Genomic DNA, 17200 nt, shown 5'->3' on the forward strand with positions numbered 1-17200 from the left:
CACATTCGCGACCCCTTGACCGGGTGCGAATGTGGAACTCGGGGGTCCTGAGCGTTGAACTCGGCGGGGTTGAAGGTTCGACACGAGGGGGCTGGAGGTTCGACTCGCGGGGGTCAGGCGGTGGTCGTGGTGGTTCGGGTGGTGCTGTTGACGGTCAGGGAGAGGGTGATGCGGCCCGGGCGGAGGGCGGTCAGGGTGCCGGTGGCGGGGTCGAGGTGGGCGGTGTGCCAGGGGCGCAGGCCGGTGCGCGGGCCGATGTGCAGGTTCGGCGAGCCGGTCCAGTCGGCGGTGACGGGGTAGGTCACCGGCACGGTGCGGGTGCCCTGGGTGAGGGTGGCCGACACGGGGACCGGGGTGTTCAGGGGGACGGTGGGCGGGACGGTCAGGGTCAGGGCGTCCACGTGGGGGCGGACCTCGGCGGCGATCCACTCGTCGCCGGGGTGGCGGGCGCCCACGCCCAGCAGGGTCCAGCCGGTGAAGGCGTCGTCGGCCGCTGGGGTCTTGGCCGAGTTGCCGTTGACCAGGTAGGGCACGCCGTCCACGCGTGAGGCGTGGAACACGCCGACGTGCGCGCCGATGAACGCCGCGCCCTTGCCGGTGGTGCGCCGGAACTCCGCGAGCCAGTCCTCCACCAGGTCGGCCTCCAGGCGGTCGGACAACTGGCTGGTTCTGGTGGGCGTGGGGTCGCGCGGCGGGTGGTGGTGCACCACGACGACCGAGTCGATGCCCTCGTGGTCGCGCAGCGCCTCGCGCAGCGCCACGGCCTGGTCGAACCCGCCGCCGCGCAGGGTCCCGGTGGACGAGTCCAGCAGCACGAACCGCGTGCCCCGGTGGTCGAAGACCCGGTGGGTGGCGCCGAACTCGGCGCGGAAGTTCCCGATCGTGCCCGGTCCCATGATCTCGTGGTTGCCCGGCGCGTAGTACCAGGGCACCGCGTCGCCCAGCTCCTCGGTCAGCACGCGGTGGGCCAGCGCGAGGTCGGCGGGTGCCGCCTCGTCCACGAAGTCGCCCGCCACCACGACGAAGTCGGGTCGCTGCGCCCTGATCTCGCGCAGCGTGCGGCGGGCGGCGCGGACCAGCGCGCTGTCGGGGTCGCGGGCCACGAACTGGGCGTCGGACAGCACGGCGAACCGCCAGGGCCGGTCGGCGACCGCGCCGTCGCGCACCACCAGCCGGTCCTCGGTCGGCGGGACGACGGGCAGCTCCGCGTCCGGCGGCACCTCGGCCACGATGTCGTCCACCAGCACCTCGCCCGAGTACTGGCGGTCGGCCTTGACCTCGATCGTGTAGAACCTGTTCACCCGCAAGGGGAACACCAGCCCGGCGGGCACCGGCACCTCCAGGCGCCCCCACCCCGTCCACGTGAGGTACGGGCCGTAGAGCGACCGGCTCTGGCCCGTGCCGTCGGTGACGGTGAACGCGGTCCACTCGCCCCGGCCGTGCCCGTAGACCCAGGCACCGAGGGCCAGCGGCTGGCCGGGCACCTCGATCGGCGCCGGCGGGATCGCGTACGCGGTCCGCGTGCCGGTGGACAGGCTGAAGTCGTAGGTCATCCGCAGGCCGGCGCCGGTGCGGCCCTGCGCGGGCGCGACCGAGCCGGAGCCGCGGGCCGAGCCGAACGTCCACGACGCCGCGTCGTCGAAGCCCGCGACCAGCCGCTCCTCCAGGCCGACGGTGACCGGCACGCGCACCTCGTGCCCGCCGACCCGCGCCACCACCGTCGTCGCGCCGGGCCCGCGGGCGGTGATCCGCACGGAACCGCCGTCCGGCGCGGCGTCGACGACCGAGCGGTCGAACTCCAGGGCCAGGTCGCCGGGCTCGACGGGCGCGGTGAACCCGTCCGCGTCGCGCCCGACCACGCCGAACGACCCCGCGCCGCCCACCTCGGGCAGGCTCAGTCGCGCGGTGGTCGCCTCCAGCCCGGCCAGCGGGCCGAGCACGGTCAGCTCCAGCCGCCCCGCCACGTCGCCGCGCCGGGCCACCGCGGTCGTCGTGCCCGGCCGGCGGGCGCGGAAGACGCCGTCGGCGTCGACCCGGCCCACGTCGGCGCGGGAGGTGTGCCACTCGTGCCGCTCGTCGCGCGCCGGGCCGTAGGTCTCGTCGTAGCCCTCGGCGACCAGCCTGCGGGTCAGGCCGGGGAAGACCCGGTCGGGCCGCCCGCCGGGGACGGTGCCCGTGCCGGGCGCGGTGCGCGGGTCGACCGCGGTGCGCACCCAGAACCCGGTCAGCTCGCCGCTGCCCGCCGGCGCGTAGAGGGCCAGGCCGTTGGGCACGGGCCGCTGCACGCCGTCGGACGGGGTGTTCTCCAGGGTGACCGCCTCGTCGCCGGGCACCCGGGCGAGCATGGTCGAGGAGCCGCCGCCGTCGAGGTTGAGGGCGTTGTGGGCGCCCATCTCCTTCAGGACCGCGGCGACGTCCATGAGGGTGAGGCCGAGCAGGAACTGACCCTGCCGGCCGTCGACGGTGAGCACGAACATCCGCTCGCCGGTGGCGTCGAAGCCGACCGCGGTGCGCGGGTGCAGCGCGTCGTCGGGTGCGACGACCACGCCGTCGCGCAGCAGCAGCTGGTTGCCGCCGAGCGCGGTGCGCGGGGTGGCGCCGTCGTCGGCCCTGGTGGTGTGCTCGACGGTGACGCGCTCGCCGGGCAGGAGGGTGCCGAGCAGGTCGGCACCGGCCTCGCGGCCGACGAGCACGAACCCGTCGGCGGGGATCGGGTCGTCGCCGGCGTGGTCGCGCCGCTCGACCACCGCGCCGCCGCGCACCACCACCTCGGTCACGCGCGTCGCGCCCCGCACCGCCCGCGCGCGGCTGTAGGTGCCCCACAGCGGGTCGAACACGCCCACGCCGCCGCTCTCGACCGCGGCGTTGTTCAGCTGGTCGAGCCGGAACGAGGTGCCGTCCTGGCGGAGGACGCGGCCCTCGAAGAAGACCTCCATGACGCGGCCGACGCCGGCGGCGTCCAGGCCGACCGCGCGCCGGTGGTCGGGGTTGGGCGACTTCACGGCGCGGCCGCCCTGGACGCCCACGCCCTGCGGGGCGTTGGAGTTGTTGATGTCGAAGAAGTCGCCGTTCACCGCGGCGACCGCCCGGGTGCGGTCGGCCTGGGCGGCCAGCGGTTCGGCGGAGGAGACGGCGCCGGGGTGCAGGTACTCGACGCGGGTGCCGGCGGTGAGGTCGACGGTGAGGGCGTCGCCGCGCACCCAGCCGCCCGCTTCGCCCGGTTCGTACCAGTCGAAGGAGTCCAGGGAGACGCCCGGCGCGACCGGTCGGGTGGTGCGGGAGGTCTCGATGCGGTGGGCCGGGTCGACCGCGGACGCCGTGCCGACGCGGTCCGCGCGCGTCGACGGGGTGACGCCCGATTCCGGGCCGAACCCGGTGGTGGGGTCGGGTGCGTTCGGGAGGAGGTCGGGCGGGGTGGCGGGAGCGGGAGGAGTGGAGGCGGACGGGGTGGCGGTAGTCGGGAAGGCCGCAGGCAGAGCGGCGGCGGGCAGGGCGGCGGGTCGGGTGGCGGCGGGTCGGGTGGGCAGCGCGGTGGCGGGTTCGGCGTTCGCCGCTGGGGCGAGGGCCGGCACCGCGGCTGCGAACAGGGTGGTGACCAGGGCGGCGACCAGGGCGGTGAGCCGGGTCGCGCAGGCAGGGCGTGGGAACACGGGTACTCCCGCGTGGTGGGTGGCGAACTTTCGCGAAATCAGTCCACCGCGTGGAGGATTTGCCGACCACGGCCGTTCGGCGGCAGTTGCCCACCCCGCCCGGCCTAACCGCCCCCCGCCCGGTAGGTACCCGGGCTGCTGCCGGTCCACCGCTTGAACGCCCGGTGGAAAGCGCTCGCCTCGGAGAACCCCAGTCTCAGCGCCAGCTCCTCCACCGACTCACCGCCGCGCACCAGGCCGGCCACCGCCTGGTCGCGCAGCAGCTGCTCGCGCACCTCGCGGAACGACGTGCCCTCGGCGGCGAGCTTGCGCCGCAGCGTGGGAGCGCTCACGCCCAGCCGCGCGGCCACGTTGTCCAGGCCGACCACCCCGCCGCCGAGGATGCGGCGCACCTGGCTGGAGGTGTCGGCGCCGTAGTCGCGCCGCGACAGCAGCTCGGCGGGCGAGCCGCGCAGGAACCGCTTGAGCGCCGCCTCGTCCTGGACCACCGGCATGCGCAGGAACCGGGTGTCGAACCGCAGCGTGGTGGTGGGCGCGCCGAACCGCAGGGGCGCGCCGAAGATCAGGTGGTACTCCGCGGCGTGCGGCGGCTCCGGGTAGGCCAGGTCGACGCCGCGCAGCGGGATGCGCCGCCCGATCAGCCACGACGAGAACCGGTGCCACAGCACCAGCAGCGACTCGACCAGGAACCGGTCGGGGTCGTCCACGCCCGCGGCGTCCAGGGTGAACGCGGCGGCGCCGTCCCGCTCGCCCAGCGCCATCACGGGCCGCACGTCGAACAGCGCGTAGAACGCCAGGCCGCGTCGCAGCGCCTCGTCCAGCGAGGCGCAGTGCACCGCGAGCAGGCACATCGTGGGGAACGTGCCGCGCTTGCTCGGCTGCGGGCCCAGGCCCATGAACTCGTCGTCCAGCACCTCCCACAGCGTCTGGACGAGCTTGGTGTACTGGGCGGGGGTGACGCGGGCGCGCTCGTCGGCCAGCAGCGCCTCCCCGATGCCGGCCGGGCCCAGGAACTCCCCGGCGCAGTGCCCCCGGCGCACGGCTCCGCGCAGGGCGGCGCGGACGTAGTGGATCGCGATGGTCCTGGTGAGCATCACCCGACAGTCTGCCCGACTGCCGTCGGCGACGGCGCGGCGCGGGGAGAGAGAGGTGGTGCCGCGCCGCCGCCAACGGTTGGCCCACCCCAGTGAGCCGGCTCCTCGCGGATGGGGCTTCCGCCCGCCCATCTGCGAGGGACGTTGTGGTACCTACCACTTTAAGTGGTCTAGACCAGATGCGTCAATACGGCGAAAAGGCTAGGCGTGGCACGAACCACCCCTCTCGTGTTTCGACCGCGTGTCACCCCTGTACCAGCGGTGCTACGCCGAAGCCCGCGGAGAACCTCTTGCACCAGATCACGACGCTGCGGACCCCTGAAACGTCCGTGCCGGCGGGCACCTCGTAGACCTGGTTGCCCTTGTTCGCCCGCAACTTGCCGAGGTTCGTGAAACCGGAGCCGAACGCCGCCTCCTCCGATTCCGCGGGCGCCGGCGACAGGTACACGTACAGGTCCGGACCATCGGAGGTGTCCAGCGCCTCGAACTGGACCGCGTGCCCACCGCCGGGCAGCCGGACCAGCGAGGCGCTGCCCGCGGTGTCGTGCTCCAGCGACCGGAACGCCCCCGACGCCACCACCACCGGGCCCGCCGGCGGCGCGGTCGTGCCCGAAGGGGTGATCATGGACTCGGCGGTCATGGACTCGGCGGTCATGGCACCGGTGGTCGTCGCGCCGGCCTGCACCAGCAGCGCGTCGTCGGCCGTCCGGTCGGTCCACAGCCGCCACGGCTGGAACAGGTACAGACCCACCACGAGCGCCACCACCAGGACGCCCGCCACCCCGACCACCACTACCCGCTTGGACATCTCGCGCCTCCCGCAGTTCCGCTGTCGCCGACCACCCTGGCGAAACGGGGGCGCTCGCGCGGCGGAAATCGCCTTACGAAGTTCTGACGTGCGGCGGGCGGGCGTTGTTAGGGTCGCCGGGTGGATGAACGGGCCGGCTTGGTGGTCGTGTGCGCGCTGATGGTGTCCTGCGCCGCGTTCGGGCCGTTCCCGCAGCCGGTGCCGCTGATGTTCGCGATCGCCGCGGCCGGCGCGGTCAACGCCGCGTTCCCGCTCATGCGCACCTTCGGCTCGGCCCTGCTCGGCGGCGTGGCCGCGGCGGGCATCGGGCTGGCGCCCGTGGCGTACGTCACCTGCTCGACCGAGCGGTTCACCGACGTCTTCGCCTGCACCGACGACGCGCCGACCTGGCACATGACCGGGTCGGTGCTGGTGGCGGGGCTCGCCGGGGCGGGCCTGGTGCTGGCCCGGGTGCTGGGCACGGCCGCGCTGGAGCGGCAGTTGGCCGCCCTGCGGCACGAGGTCGAGCGGCGCTGAGCCGCAGGTTCACCCGTCCGATCAACCGTTCACGCTCGGTGCGTCCCCCGGCGACCGTTCACCCGCAGACGTGTCGCACTGTGCACCGTGCACTTGCCCGATGGCGCGTCCCCCGAAGGAGTGCATCGGACGCCGAAGCGGCTCTGCCCGGCACTCCGGGTGAACTTCCTGGTAGCAGGGGTGACCAAGACCTCCCGATCACGCCGGCGGGCCGCCGTCACCGCCGCGCCGGTCCGCTCGTTGTCCGCAGGAGAGCGGAGAACGGTGCTCGAACCGGGTGGTCTGGGTGGTCGAACGGGCCCGGGTGCACCGCTGGGGCGCGACCGCCCCCGGTGGGCGGTACTGTTCAGCCGCTCATCGTTGCGCCACGGGTGCGATCTGCTGAGGAGGCCGGCTGTGCGGCGGGTGCTGTGGGCGACGTGCGGGCTGGCCGTGGCGGCATCGGCCCTGACGGGCGTCCTCATCGGGGTCTACCTCGACGGGCGGGACCGCGAGGGGCGGGCCGAGGTGCCCGCCTCGACCTGGGTCACCCAGCGCCCCTCGACCACCAGCAGCAGCGCGCCCGCGTCGTCGAGCCCGGTGACCACCGACGCGGTGTCCTCGCCGCCGAGCTCCCGGACCACGACCAGGACCACCACGACCACCAGGGCACCGGCCGCTCCCCCGCCGCCACCGCCGCCGACCACCGAGGCGCCCCCGACGACCACGACGACCACGTCCGCGCGGAGCACCGCCTGGCCGTGCAGCCCGCTCAACCCGCTGCCGCCACCGCACTGCAACGACTGAGCCGGACCCGTCAACGGAGCCGAAACGCCCACGTCCCCGCCCGGCAACGTCGGCCCACCAGCCTGGTCCCATGGAGCCCACACCGAAGACCTGGCGGTTGCGCGTCGAGCTGGACGACAGCCCGGGCGCGCTGGCCCGGGTGACCACCCGGCTGGCCGAGCGGGACTGCAACGTGCTGGCGCTGTCCGTGATCCCGGTGCCCGGCGGCGTGCTCGACGAGCTGGTGGTGCGCGCCGCGCCCGGCCTGCTGCCCGCCGACCTGCTGGCCGCGGTGCGCGCCGAGGGCGGCCGGTGCGCCGGCATCACCGCCGCGGACGTGCGGGACCTGGTCGACGCGCCGACCGCGGCGCTGCGCGCGGCCGCGCGGGGCCTGGACGACCCGGCGGCCGCGTGCGAGGCGCTGCGCGCGGTGCTGGCGGCGGACTCCGTGGTGACCGCGCCCGACTCGCCGGACGAGCAGGTCGAGCCGGACGGCCACCACGCGCGGCTGGTGGCGCGGGACGGCGTCGCCGTGCTCGCCCGACGCGGCTGGGCGCCGTTCACGCAGGTGGAGCTGGCCCGCGCGCAGGCGCTGCTGGACCTGCTGGCCGCCGGCGGGGCACCGGCGCCGCAACCGGTCGGGGTGCTGACCACCGACGGGGTGGCCGTGGTGCTGCGGCCCGGCCGGTCCGGTGACGAGCGGGCCGTGGCCGACCTGCGCGCCCGGTGCTCGATGGGCACCCTGTTCAACCGGTACCACTCGGGCACGCGGACGGTGCCGCGGCGGTGGCTGCACCGGCTGCTCAGCCCGCCGCGCGGCACGACCTCGGTGGCGCAGTGCGCGGACCGGGTGGTGGCGCTGGGCCAGCTCATCCCCACGTCCACTCCGGACAGCGCCGAGGTGTCGCTGCTGGTGGAGGACGCCTGGCAGGGCCGGGGCGTGGGCACGGCGCTGCTCGGCGCGCTGGCCCGCACCGCGCGGGCCGCCGGGTACCGCGAGCTGGTCGGCTGGTGCCTGCCCGACGAGCGGGGGCTCCCGCGCACCGCGGCGCGCGCGGGCCTGGCGCACTCGTGCCGGCGGGAGGACGGGCTGCTGCGGGTGTCGATCTCCACCGGCGGCGCGCCGATCACCGGCGCGACACTCCCTGAGAGCGCTTCCCGGCAGTTCGCCTCCGGCTAAGCTGGGGTGGGGTGAGCGAAGTCGAGGAGTGGTGCCCGTGTCGGTCCAGTCGCACTCAGGCGCCAGGCCAACGCTGGAGGACGTGGCGGCGAGGGCGGGCGTGTCCCGGGCGACGGCGTCGCGGGTCCTCAACGCCTCGCCCCGGGTGAGCCCGGAGGCGCAGGAGGCCGTCACGGCGGCGGTGGTGGAGCTGGGCTACCAGCCGAACCACGCGGCGCGGGCGCTGGTGACCCGGCGCAGCGGCGCGGTGGCGGTGGTGTTCTCCGAGCCGGAGCCGAAGATCTTCGACGACCCGCACTTCGCGTGGCTGATCCGGTCCGCGGCGCGGGCGCTGGCCGACGCCGACGTGCAGATGGTGCTGATGCTGGTGCACTCGCCGCAGGACCAGGCGCGCGCCGAGCGGTTCCTGGCGGGCGGGCACGTGGACGGCGCGCTGATGTTCGCGCCGCACAAGGGCGACCACCTGCTCACCGCGGCCCGCAAGCTGCCGCTGCCCGTGGTGTACGCGGGGCGGCCGTGGGGCTCGCTGCGCGGGATGCACCTGGTCGACCACGACAACGAGGGCGGCGGCCTGCTGGCCACCGAGCACCTGATCTCGTTGGGCCGCAGGAGGATCGTGTCGGTCACCGGGCCGCTGGACGAGCACTCGGCGCGCGACCGGCTGACCGGGTGGCGGCTGGCGGTCGGCGCGGACGACGAGACGACCGCGCTGATGACCGAGGACGGCGGCTTCTCCCGCGAGGGCGGCAAGCGGGCAATGGAGGCGCTGCTGGCGCGCGTGCCCGACCTCGACGCGGCGTTCATCGCCTCGGACCACATGGCGGCGGGCGCGCTGGACGCCCTGCGCGACGCGGGCAGGCGGGTGCCCGAGGACGTCGCCGTGGTGGGTTTCGACGACCACCCGATGATCGCGCCCCACACCTCGCCGCCGCTGACCAGCGTGCGGCAGGACACCACCGCGCAGGTGCGCCACATGGTGACCCACCTGCTGCGGCTGCTGCGCGACGAACCGATCAAGGCCAAGCGGGAGGTCCTGCCGACCACGCTGGTCAAGCGGGCGTCGGCGCCGTAGCCGGGCGGTACCCGAACCCGTCGCGGTGCTCCGGGGCCCACTGGCGGAACGCGCGCGGCCGGTGGACGGTGGGTGTTGTCGACCGGCGCGGGCACGCCGACGGACGCCGCGGCCACGTCGAGCAGGTGCGCCGGGACCGCCTCGGGCATCCGCGGCTCGCGCCGGGCCGGGGCCTGCCCGCGGGTCAGCTCGTCGACAGCGACCGCTCCACCCGTTCGTGGGCGATCCTGATGGGGTTGCCCGCCCGGCCCTCGTGGACGCCGGCCTCGCGGGCGAGGCGCAGGAACGCGTCCTGCGGGTCGCGGGTCGCGGGTTCCGGGCCCGGGAGGAGGCGGTGGCGGAGGACTTCGACGGCCGGCGGCGCGTTCCGCGCCGGCCGGGTGCCACCGCGCGAGGGGGCCGCCCGGCCACCACCGGACGGCCCCCTCGCGGACCTCACCCCAGGTCGTACCCCTCCGCCGGCACCGCGTTGGCCGCGATGACCTTCGCCAGCGTGCGGCCGCTCCGCTTGACCGTCCGCACCTGCGTCCCGTAGTCCACGTGCACGACCCCGAACCGCTGGCTGTACCCCGCCGCCCACTCGAAGTTGTCCAGCAGCGACCACGCGAAGTACCCGCGCACGTCCACCCCCGCCTCGACGGCCCGGTGCACCGCGCGCAGGTGGTCGACCAGGTAGCGGGTCCGCTGCTCGTCCTCCACCTCGCCGTCCACCACGGTGTCCGGGAACGCCGACCCGTTCTCCGTGACCACCAGGGGCACGGCCACGTCCCGCCCCAGCCGCACGAGCAGGTCGGTGAACGCCGACGCCCGCACCTCCCAGCCGAACCCGGTCACCTCCCCCCGCGGCGGCAGGAACTCCACGCCCCGCAGGCCCGGGAACGGCCCGTCGGCCACCACCGACTCGGCAGCGGCCGCCACGCGGGTCGGGCTGTAGTAGTTCACGCCCATCCAGTCGATCGGGGTGGCGATGACCTCCAGGTCACCGGGCCGCACCACCGCCGCCCAGTCCCCCAGCCACGCGGTCTCGGCCAGCACGTCCTCCGGGTACCCCCGGCCGGCCAGCGGGTCGAGGAACAGCCGGTTCTGCAGGCCGTCGACCTTGCGGGCGGCCTCCTCGTCCTCCGCCAGCACCGCGCAGAAGTTGAGCACGATGGAGAACCGGTGCCCCGGCCGCGCCCGCGCGCGCATCGCCTGCAACGCCAGCCCGTGCCCGAGCAGCAGGTGGTGCGCCGCCTCCAGCGACCCCTTCGGGTCGACCACGCCCGGCGCGTGGATGCCGGTGGCGTAGCCCAGGAACGCCGAGCACCACGGCTCGTTGAGCGTGGTCCACTCCGCGACGCGGTCGCCCAGGCGCGCGTGCGCCAGCTCCGCGTACTCGGCGAACCGGTACGCGGTGTCGCGGTTGCGCCAACCGCCCGCGTCCTCCAGCGCCTGCGGCAGGTCCCAGTGGTACAGCGTCACCACCGGCTCGATGCCGCGCCCCAGCAGCTCGTCCACCAGCCGGTCGTAGAACGCCAGGCCGCGCGGCTCGACCGGGCCCGCGCCCGTCGGCCGGATGCGCGGCCACGCCAGCGAGAACCGGTACGAGCGCAGCCCCAGCCCCGCCATCAGCGCCACGTCCGAGGCGTAGCGGTGGTAGTGGTCGCACGCGGGCTCGCCCGTGTCACCCCCCAGCACGGCACCGGGCCTGGCCGCGAACGCGTCCCAGATGGACGGACCACGACCGTCCACAGTGGTCGCGCCCTCGATCTGGAACGCCGCCGTGGCCGCGCCCCACCGGAAGTCCGGCGGGAAGCGCAGCAGGCCGGTCCCGACCGCCGGGTCGGCGGTGGTCGGCGTCGAGTTCACCGAAGAATTCACCCCTTCACCGCGCCCTGCATGATCCCGCCGACGACCTGGCGGGCGAGCAGGACGAAGATCGCCACCACCGGCAGCACCGCGAGCGACGCGCCGGACAGCATCAGCGAGTAGTCCGTGTAGTAACCGCTGGCCAGCGCCGACAGCGCCACCTGGACGGTGGGGCTGTCGTTCGGGTCCAGCACGATGAGCGGCCAGAAGAAGTCGTTCCAGGCGGTCATGAACGTGAACATGCCCATCACCGCCGCCTGCGGCCGCACCGCCGGGAACGCCACGTGCCAGAACGTGCGCAGCACACCGCACCCGTCCACCCGCGCCGCCTCGACCAGCTCGTACGGCACCGACTCCTCGCACGCCTGGCGCATCCAGAACACCGAGAACGAGCCGATCAGCGCGGGCACGACCACCGCCTGGAGCGTGCCGTACCAGTCGAGGTCGGACATGAGCATGTAGAGCGGGACCACGCCGAGCTGCGTGGGCACCATCGCGGTGCCGACCACGACCAGGAACAGCGAGTCGCGCCCCCGGAAGCGCAGCCGCGCGAACGCGAAACCGGCCAGCGTGCCCAGCACGACGTTGCTGATCGCCACCGTGCCCGCGACCACCAGCGAGTTCTGCATGGCCAGCCAGAAGTCGACGGTGTCGAACACCCGGGCCAGGTTCGCCACCAGGTTCCCGCCCGGCACCAGCGACGGCACCGCCTCGCCCAGCGCCGAGTTGTCCTTGCTGGCGATCAGGAACGAGTAGTACAGCGGGAACACCGACGCGACCAGCACCACGACCAGCAGGGCGTAGGTGAACGGGCCCGCGTTCGCGACGGAGAAGCGCGAGGCGGACCGCCTGCGCGCCACCGCGGTCGTCATCCGCCTCACCCCTTCGACGCGATGCGCCGCGTCAGCGCGAAGTTGACCAGTGCCACCACCAGCACCAGCAGGAACAACATCCAGGCGATGGCCGAGGAGTAGCCCGCGTCGAACAACCGGAAGCCCTTCTCGTACAGGTACATCACCAGGGTCTGGAACTGCCGGTCGTTGCCGCCGGTGCCGGTGGCCGTGCCGCCCGGGTCGAACAGCTGCGGCTCGACGAACAGCTGCATGCCGCCGATGGTGGACACCACGACGGTGAACAGGATCGTGGGCCGGATGCTGGGCACGGTGATCGACCAGAACACCCGCCAGCGGGACGCGCCGTCGAGCATGGCCGACTCGTAGGTGTCCTTGGGCACCGACTGCATGGCCGCGAGGTAGATCAGCGCGTTGTAGCCGGTCCACCGCCACACCACCATCGAGCTGATGGCCAGGTGCGAGGCCCACGTCTCGGCGCGCCAGTCCACCGGGTCGATCCCCACCAGCCCGAGCAGGGAGTTGACCACGCCGAAGTCGCGGCCGAACAGCTGGGCGAACACCAGCGCGACCGCCGCGACCGAGATGACGTTGGGCAGCAGCACGCCGGCCCGCCAGAACGACCGGCCGCGCAGGCCGCGGTCGAGCAGGGCGGCCAGGCCGAGCGCGGCGAGCAGCTGCGGGACGGTGGAGAGCAGGAACAGGCTGATCGTGTTGACCAGCGCGTTCCAGAAGTTCTCGTCGGAGAGCAGCTCGGCGTAGTTGGCCAGGCCCACGAAGCGCTCGGCGCCGTCAACGAGCTGCCAGTCGTGCAGCGACACCCACGCGGTGTAGAGCAGCGGGTAGAGCCCGAACACGCCGAACACCACGAAGAACGGCGCGACGACCAGGTACGGCGTGTACCTGGTGTCCCACCGGTCGAGCCGGTCCCGCCACGGCGGCCGCCGCGCGGGCGGGACGGGGTCGACGCCCCGCCCCGCCCGCGCCCGTTCCGGTGCGACGGTCACTTGACCGCGTCCCCGGCCTCTTGCACGGCCTGGGCGAACGACTCGGCGGTGCCCTGCTTGCCGGTCTCCACGCGGGAGAGGGCGTTGTTGAACACCGGGGTCACCTTGGCGTCCTTGGTGCCGCGGTAGGTCGGCTTCAGGTTCTCCGCGGAGTTGCCGAAGATCTCGCCGACGGGCGCGGAGTTGAAGTACTCGTTCTTCGTCGCGGTGACCTCGGGGTCCTTGTACGCGGCGGGCTCGCTGGGCAGGTTGCCGGTCTCCTTGAAGATCCGCTTCTGCTGCTCGGGCGCGGTCAGCCACTTGGCCAGCTCGTAAGCCTCCTCGGGGTGCTTGCCCTGCTTGGGCACGGCCAGGAACGAGCCGCCCCAGTTGCCGCCGCCACCGGGCGCGGCGGCCACGTCCCACTTGCCCGCGGCCTCGTCGCCGGCACCGGCCTTGATCAGCGCGAGCGCCCACGCGGGGCACGTCGTGGTGGCGAAGGACGCCTGCTTGAGGGCGACGTTCCAGTCCTGGCTGAACGGGGTCAGCGCGCTGGTCTGCTTCTTCTCGCCCAGGCTCGCGGCCAGCTCGAAGGCGTCCGCCACCTTCTCGTTGGTGCCGGCGATGAACGAGTCGTCGGCCTTGGCGAAGTAGCCCTCCTCGGTCTGGTCGAGGATGGCCTTGTAGACGTTCTGGGCGGTGTCGACGAACTTCACGCCCGGCGTGGCCGCGGTGAAGGTGTCGGCGACCTTGAGGTAGTCCGCCCAGGTCGGCCACAGCTTGCCGACCTCGTCGCGCTCGGTGGGCAACCCGGCGGCCTGGAACAGGTCGCGGCGGTAGCACAGCGCGAGGCTGCCCATGTCGGTGCCCAGGCCGAGCACGAAGTTCCCGTCGTCGGTGGTGCCCTGGTTCCACTTCCAGGGCGCCCACCGGGACTCCAGCTCCTTGGCGCCGTGGTCCGCGAGGTTGACGAACTTGTCCTTGGACTGGCGGAACTGGGCGATGTTGCCCTCTTCAATGGCCACGATGTCCGCGGCACCGCGACCGCCGGCCAGCTGGGTGGCGAGCTGCGTGTGGTGCTGCTCCATCTTGACCGTGCGCTGCTCGACCTCGACGTTCGGGTGCGCGGCCTGGTACTCCTTGATCAGGTTGGTGAAGCCGAAGTCGGAGAAGACGCCGATCGACAGCTTGACCTTGTCGTCCCCGGCGCCACCTCCCCCGCCACCGCACGCGGTCACCAGCGCGGCTGCCACGGCGACCGCCGCGGCGGCCTTCGTCCGTCCGACCGGGGTCCTGCTCATCCGTCCTCCTCGACGTGCCCGCCGGCTCTCGCCCGACGTCATGAGAGCGCTCTCATGAGAGCGCTCTCACAGTCGGGGGGCCGGGCCGGGATGTCAACGGGGACCGGAACCAACGAGATCGTTCCGCAACTTTCTGAAGCGCTTTCGTACGCTCGCCGTCACCGGATTGTCACTTCACGTGAGGGGTTCGGCGGCCGGACGCGGCGTGGCCCGGCCCTCGCTCGGGCCACGCCGCACCTGGTTAGAGGGGAGGTGCGCGGGGTTATGACGCGCGCTCGGGATATTTTTTGTGACCCGCACCGCACCGGCCGGCCTGCCCCGTCCGCACACCCGCCGACGACACGCGCCCGGCACCGGAGCCGCTTTCGCCGTCGCCCGGATGCGCCACGACCCGCCTGTCGGGCAGGTTGTCGGGCGGCGCCCCGCGCCCGGTGCGGCCGGACGGGGTGACCGCCACCGCGTCGCCCGCACCCGGTGAGGCGTGGCGGTCGGTGGGCGCCGGGTTCGCGGGCGCGGTGCGTGATGGCGGCGTTCTGGCTGCTCCCGCTCCTGCCGGACCCGCCGACCCGAGCCACGCGCGCGGGCGGCCCGCTCCTCCCCCGAAGAGGAGCGGGCCGCCTCCCCCTGCTACGCCTCGGCGATCCCCGCGATCACCGAGGTCCGGGCGGCGCGCCGCGCGGGCAGCGCCGCCGCGAGCACCGCGGCCACCACGGCGGCCGCGAGCATCACGCCCAGCTGCCCGAAGGGCACCACCAGGTCGATCGACACGTCCTCGGTGGACACGGCCCGGTTGATCACCCAGCCGAACCCCACGCCCAGCGCCACCCCGATCACCGCGCCCATGAGCGCCATCAGGATCGACTCGACCACCAGCATCAGCCGCAACTGGCCGCGGGTCAGGCCGAGGGCCCTGAGCAGCGCCGACTCGCGGGTGCGCTCCAGCACCGACAGCGTCAGCGTGTTGGCGATGCCGAACAGGGCGATCACCACCGCCAGGCCGATCAGCGCCCAGATGAACGCGAGCACCTGGTTGAGCTGCTGGTCGAGCTGGTCCTTCGTCTCCGCCGCGCTGTCGAGCACGGCCAGCGGCGACGCGTCGGTGACCTCCTCCACGGCCGCCCGGCCGTCGACCGCGCCGTCGCGCAGCTTGATCAGGACGCTGTCGTAGCCCTCGCGGGCGCCGGGGAACCGCTGCGAGGTCTCCAGGGTCATCACGCCGTCGGCCATCCGGTTGCCGCTGACCACGGCCACCACCTTCAGCGCCTGCTCCGCGTCCCCCGCCTTGACGGTCACCGTCGAGCCGACCCCCAGGCCCTGCTCCTGCGCGTACTCCTGGCGCAGCGCGATCGTGCCCTCGGTGAGGTCGTCGAGCGAACCGCTGACCACCGCGGGCCGGAACAGGCTGCCCAGCGCGTCGCGGCCGATGCCGGTGAAGTACGCGCGGTCGCCGTACACGGTGGTGGTCGGCGCGACCTCGGCGACCTCGGGCAGGGCGGCCAGCTGCTCGGCCAGCTCGCGCGGCAGCGGCCGGTCGTAGAGGGCCGAGGTGACCGTGTAGTCGGCGGGCATCCGCTGCTCGACCTCGGCGGCGGCGGTCTCCCGGGCGCTGTTGGCGACCACGGTCACCATCGCCACGATGGTCACGCCGATCATCAGCGCGGCGGTCGTCGCGGCGGTGCGCCTGGGGTTGCGGCCCGCGTTGGCCGAGGCCAGCTTGGCGGGCACGCCGAACAGCGCCCGCGGCAGCGCGCCGAGCACGCCGTTGACCGGGCCGACGAGCAGCGGTCCGAGCACCACGACCGCGGCGAGCAGCGCCATCGTGCCCGCGCCGCTGAGGTAGGCGCCCATGTCCTCGCCGTTCATGCCCAGCCCGGCCACGACCAGGCCGACGCCGCCCGCCCCGAGCAGCGCGGCGGCCAGCACGCGCGGCACGCCGGTGCGCCGGACCTCCTCGCCGCTGTCGGGCTGGCTGCGCAGCGCGGCCACCGGTGCGACCCGGGTGGCCTTGCGGGCGGGCAGCACCGCGGCGAGCACGGTCACCAGCGTGCCGACGGCGAACGCGGCCAGCACCGTGGTCACCGACATGGGCAGGCGGACGCCGGTCGAGCCGTCCTCGAACGAGTTGATCACGACCTGGAGCAGCGCGGACACGCCGAGCCCGGCGAACAGGCCGATCACCGACGCCACCAGGCCCATCACCACGGCCTCGACCAGCACGCCCCGGAACACCTGGCCGCGGCTCGCGCCGACGCACCGCATCAGGGCCAGCTCGCGGGTCCGCTGGGCGACCAGGATGGTGAAGGTGTTGTAGATGACCATGGCCGCGACGACCAGCGCGATCAGCGCGAACGCCAGCAGCACCGAGGTGAACTCCGCGGCCTGCGAGCCGATCTGCGCCAACTGCTCCCGCGTCAGGTCCTCACCGGTCTGGAACCCGAACCCGGTGTCCCCGAGGGCGCGGCGCAGGTTCTCCACCAGCTGCTGCTGCGAGACGCCGGGTGCCGCGGCGACCACCACCTGGTAGGGCAGCAGGTCGGGTTCGACGGTCCGCAGCGCGCCGGTCGTGAGCGCCACGTGGTCGCCGCCGCCCAGCACGGCCTCGGTGCCGCCCTGCGTGTAGGTGCCGACGAGCTTGAACGTGTGGCGGGCGTCGTCCTCGCCGAGCAGGACCACGGTGCCGCCGACGGTGAGCTTGGCCGACTTGGCGGTGCGCTCGTCGACCGCGATCTCGTCGTCCGCGGTCGGGTGGCGGCCCTCGGCGACGTCGACCTCGCGCAGCTCCGGCGTGGTGGCCACGGACGCGGCCCACGCGGGCCGGGCCTTGCCGTCGGTGCCGATCAGCGGCACCTGCGTGCTGACGCGCGCGTCGGCCCCGGCCACGCCCGGTGCCCGCCGGACGGCCTCCAGCGCCTCCGGGGTGATGCCCCCGTCCCGGTCCGAGCCGGTGTAGGTGACGGAGGCGTCGACGTTGCGGGCGCCCCGGGCGAACTCGTCGTTCAGGCTCGCCTTCATCGCGTCGCCGAGCACGAGCGTGCCGGTGACGAACGCGACGCCGAGCGCGATGGCGACCGAGGACAGCACGAGTCGCGCGGTGCGGGCCCTGATGCCCGCGAGGATGGTGCGCAGCAT

At 74.1% G+C, this 17200-nt stretch carries 13 protein-coding genes; 3 read left to right on the forward strand and 10 right to left on the reverse strand.

What is annotated here, in order from left to right; all coding sequences use genetic code 11:
- Positions 1–113: 113 nt before the first annotated feature.
- The 3 genes from EKG83_RS38290 to EKG83_RS38300 form a co-directional block, all read right to left on the reverse strand.
- Positions 114–3650, reverse strand: a complete 3537-nt coding sequence (locus tag EKG83_RS38290; protein ID WP_228122366.1) for a phosphodiester glycosidase family protein — start codon at positions 3648–3650, stop codon at positions 114–116.
- Positions 3651–3754: 104 nt separating this feature from the next.
- Positions 3755–4744 (reverse strand): AraC family transcriptional regulator, encoded by a 990-nt coding sequence (locus tag EKG83_RS38295; protein ID WP_033430743.1) that lies wholly within the window; start codon positions 4742–4744, stop codon positions 3755–3757.
- Between the two features lie 244 nt (positions 4745–4988).
- Complete coding sequence (locus tag EKG83_RS38300; RefSeq protein WP_033430631.1) at positions 4989–5552, reverse strand: DM13 domain-containing protein; 564 nt, start codon at positions 5550–5552, stop codon at positions 4989–4991.
- Positions 5553–5672: 120 nt separating this feature from the next.
- Between EKG83_RS38300 and EKG83_RS38305 the strand changes: the two genes are divergently transcribed.
- Entirely contained in the window at positions 5673–6068 is a 396-nt protein-coding gene (locus EKG83_RS38305; protein ID WP_153278708.1) for a hypothetical protein, read from the forward strand.
- Between the two features lie 470 nt (positions 6069–6538).
- Here the strand turns inward: EKG83_RS38305 and EKG83_RS38310 are convergent, their stop codons facing one another.
- Positions 6539–6823, reverse strand: a complete 285-nt coding sequence (locus tag EKG83_RS38310; protein WP_033430633.1) for a hypothetical protein — start codon at positions 6821–6823, stop codon at positions 6539–6541.
- Between the two features lie 101 nt (positions 6824–6924).
- Between EKG83_RS38310 and EKG83_RS38315 the strand changes: the two genes are divergently transcribed.
- Both EKG83_RS38315 and EKG83_RS38320 read left to right on the forward strand, forming a co-directional pair.
- Positions 6925–8013: a GNAT family N-acetyltransferase gene (locus tag EKG83_RS38315; RefSeq protein ID WP_033430634.1), complete on the forward strand. Its 1089-nt coding sequence runs from the start codon at positions 6925–6927 to the stop codon at positions 8011–8013.
- An 82-nt stretch (positions 8014–8095) separates the two neighbouring features.
- Positions 8096–9085, forward strand: coding sequence for a LacI family DNA-binding transcriptional regulator (locus tag EKG83_RS38320; protein ID WP_248782378.1), 990 nt, complete (start codon positions 8096–8098; stop codon positions 9083–9085).
- Positions 9086–9269: 184 nt separating this feature from the next.
- Here the strand turns inward: EKG83_RS38320 and EKG83_RS38325 are convergent, their stop codons facing one another.
- The 6 genes from EKG83_RS38325 to EKG83_RS38350 all read right to left on the reverse strand — a co-directional run bounded on the left by EKG83_RS38325 (position 9270) and on the right by EKG83_RS38350 (position 17200).
- The gene (locus tag EKG83_RS38325) at positions 9270–9524 is read right to left on the reverse strand and encodes a hypothetical protein (RefSeq protein ID WP_033430635.1); all 255 of its coding nucleotides are present in this window, start codon (positions 9522–9524) and stop codon (positions 9270–9272) included.
- The gene (locus EKG83_RS38330; RefSeq protein WP_033430745.1) at positions 9521–10885 is read right to left on the reverse strand and encodes a GH1 family beta-glucosidase; all 1365 of its coding nucleotides are present in this window, start codon (positions 10883–10885) and stop codon (positions 9521–9523) included. Before EKG83_RS38330 ends, EKG83_RS38325 begins: the two co-directional genes overlap by 4 nt.
- A gap of 56 nt (positions 10886–10941) precedes the next feature.
- Positions 10942–11805 carry a carbohydrate ABC transporter permease gene (locus EKG83_RS38335; RefSeq protein ID WP_051765543.1) on the reverse strand — a complete coding sequence of 288 codons (864 nt, stop codon included), beginning with the start codon at positions 11803–11805 and terminating at the stop codon, positions 10942–10944.
- A 5-nt stretch (positions 11806–11810) separates the two neighbouring features.
- A complete protein-coding gene (locus EKG83_RS38340; protein WP_084716331.1) occupies positions 11811–12791 on the reverse strand; it encodes a carbohydrate ABC transporter permease in 981 nt (326 codons plus the stop codon).
- Complete coding sequence (locus EKG83_RS38345) at positions 12788–14071, reverse strand: extracellular solute-binding protein (protein WP_051765545.1); 1284 nt, start codon at positions 14069–14071, stop codon at positions 12788–12790. Before EKG83_RS38345 ends, EKG83_RS38340 begins: the two co-directional genes overlap by 4 nt.
- Positions 14072–14698: 627 nt before the next feature.
- Complete coding sequence (locus tag EKG83_RS38350) at positions 14699–17200, reverse strand: ABC transporter permease (RefSeq protein WP_033430636.1); 2502 nt, start codon at positions 17198–17200, stop codon at positions 14699–14701.

This window comes from Saccharothrix syringae (genome assembly GCF_009498035.1).
Lineage (GTDB): Bacteria > Actinomycetota > Actinomycetes > Mycobacteriales > Pseudonocardiaceae > Actinosynnema > Actinosynnema syringae.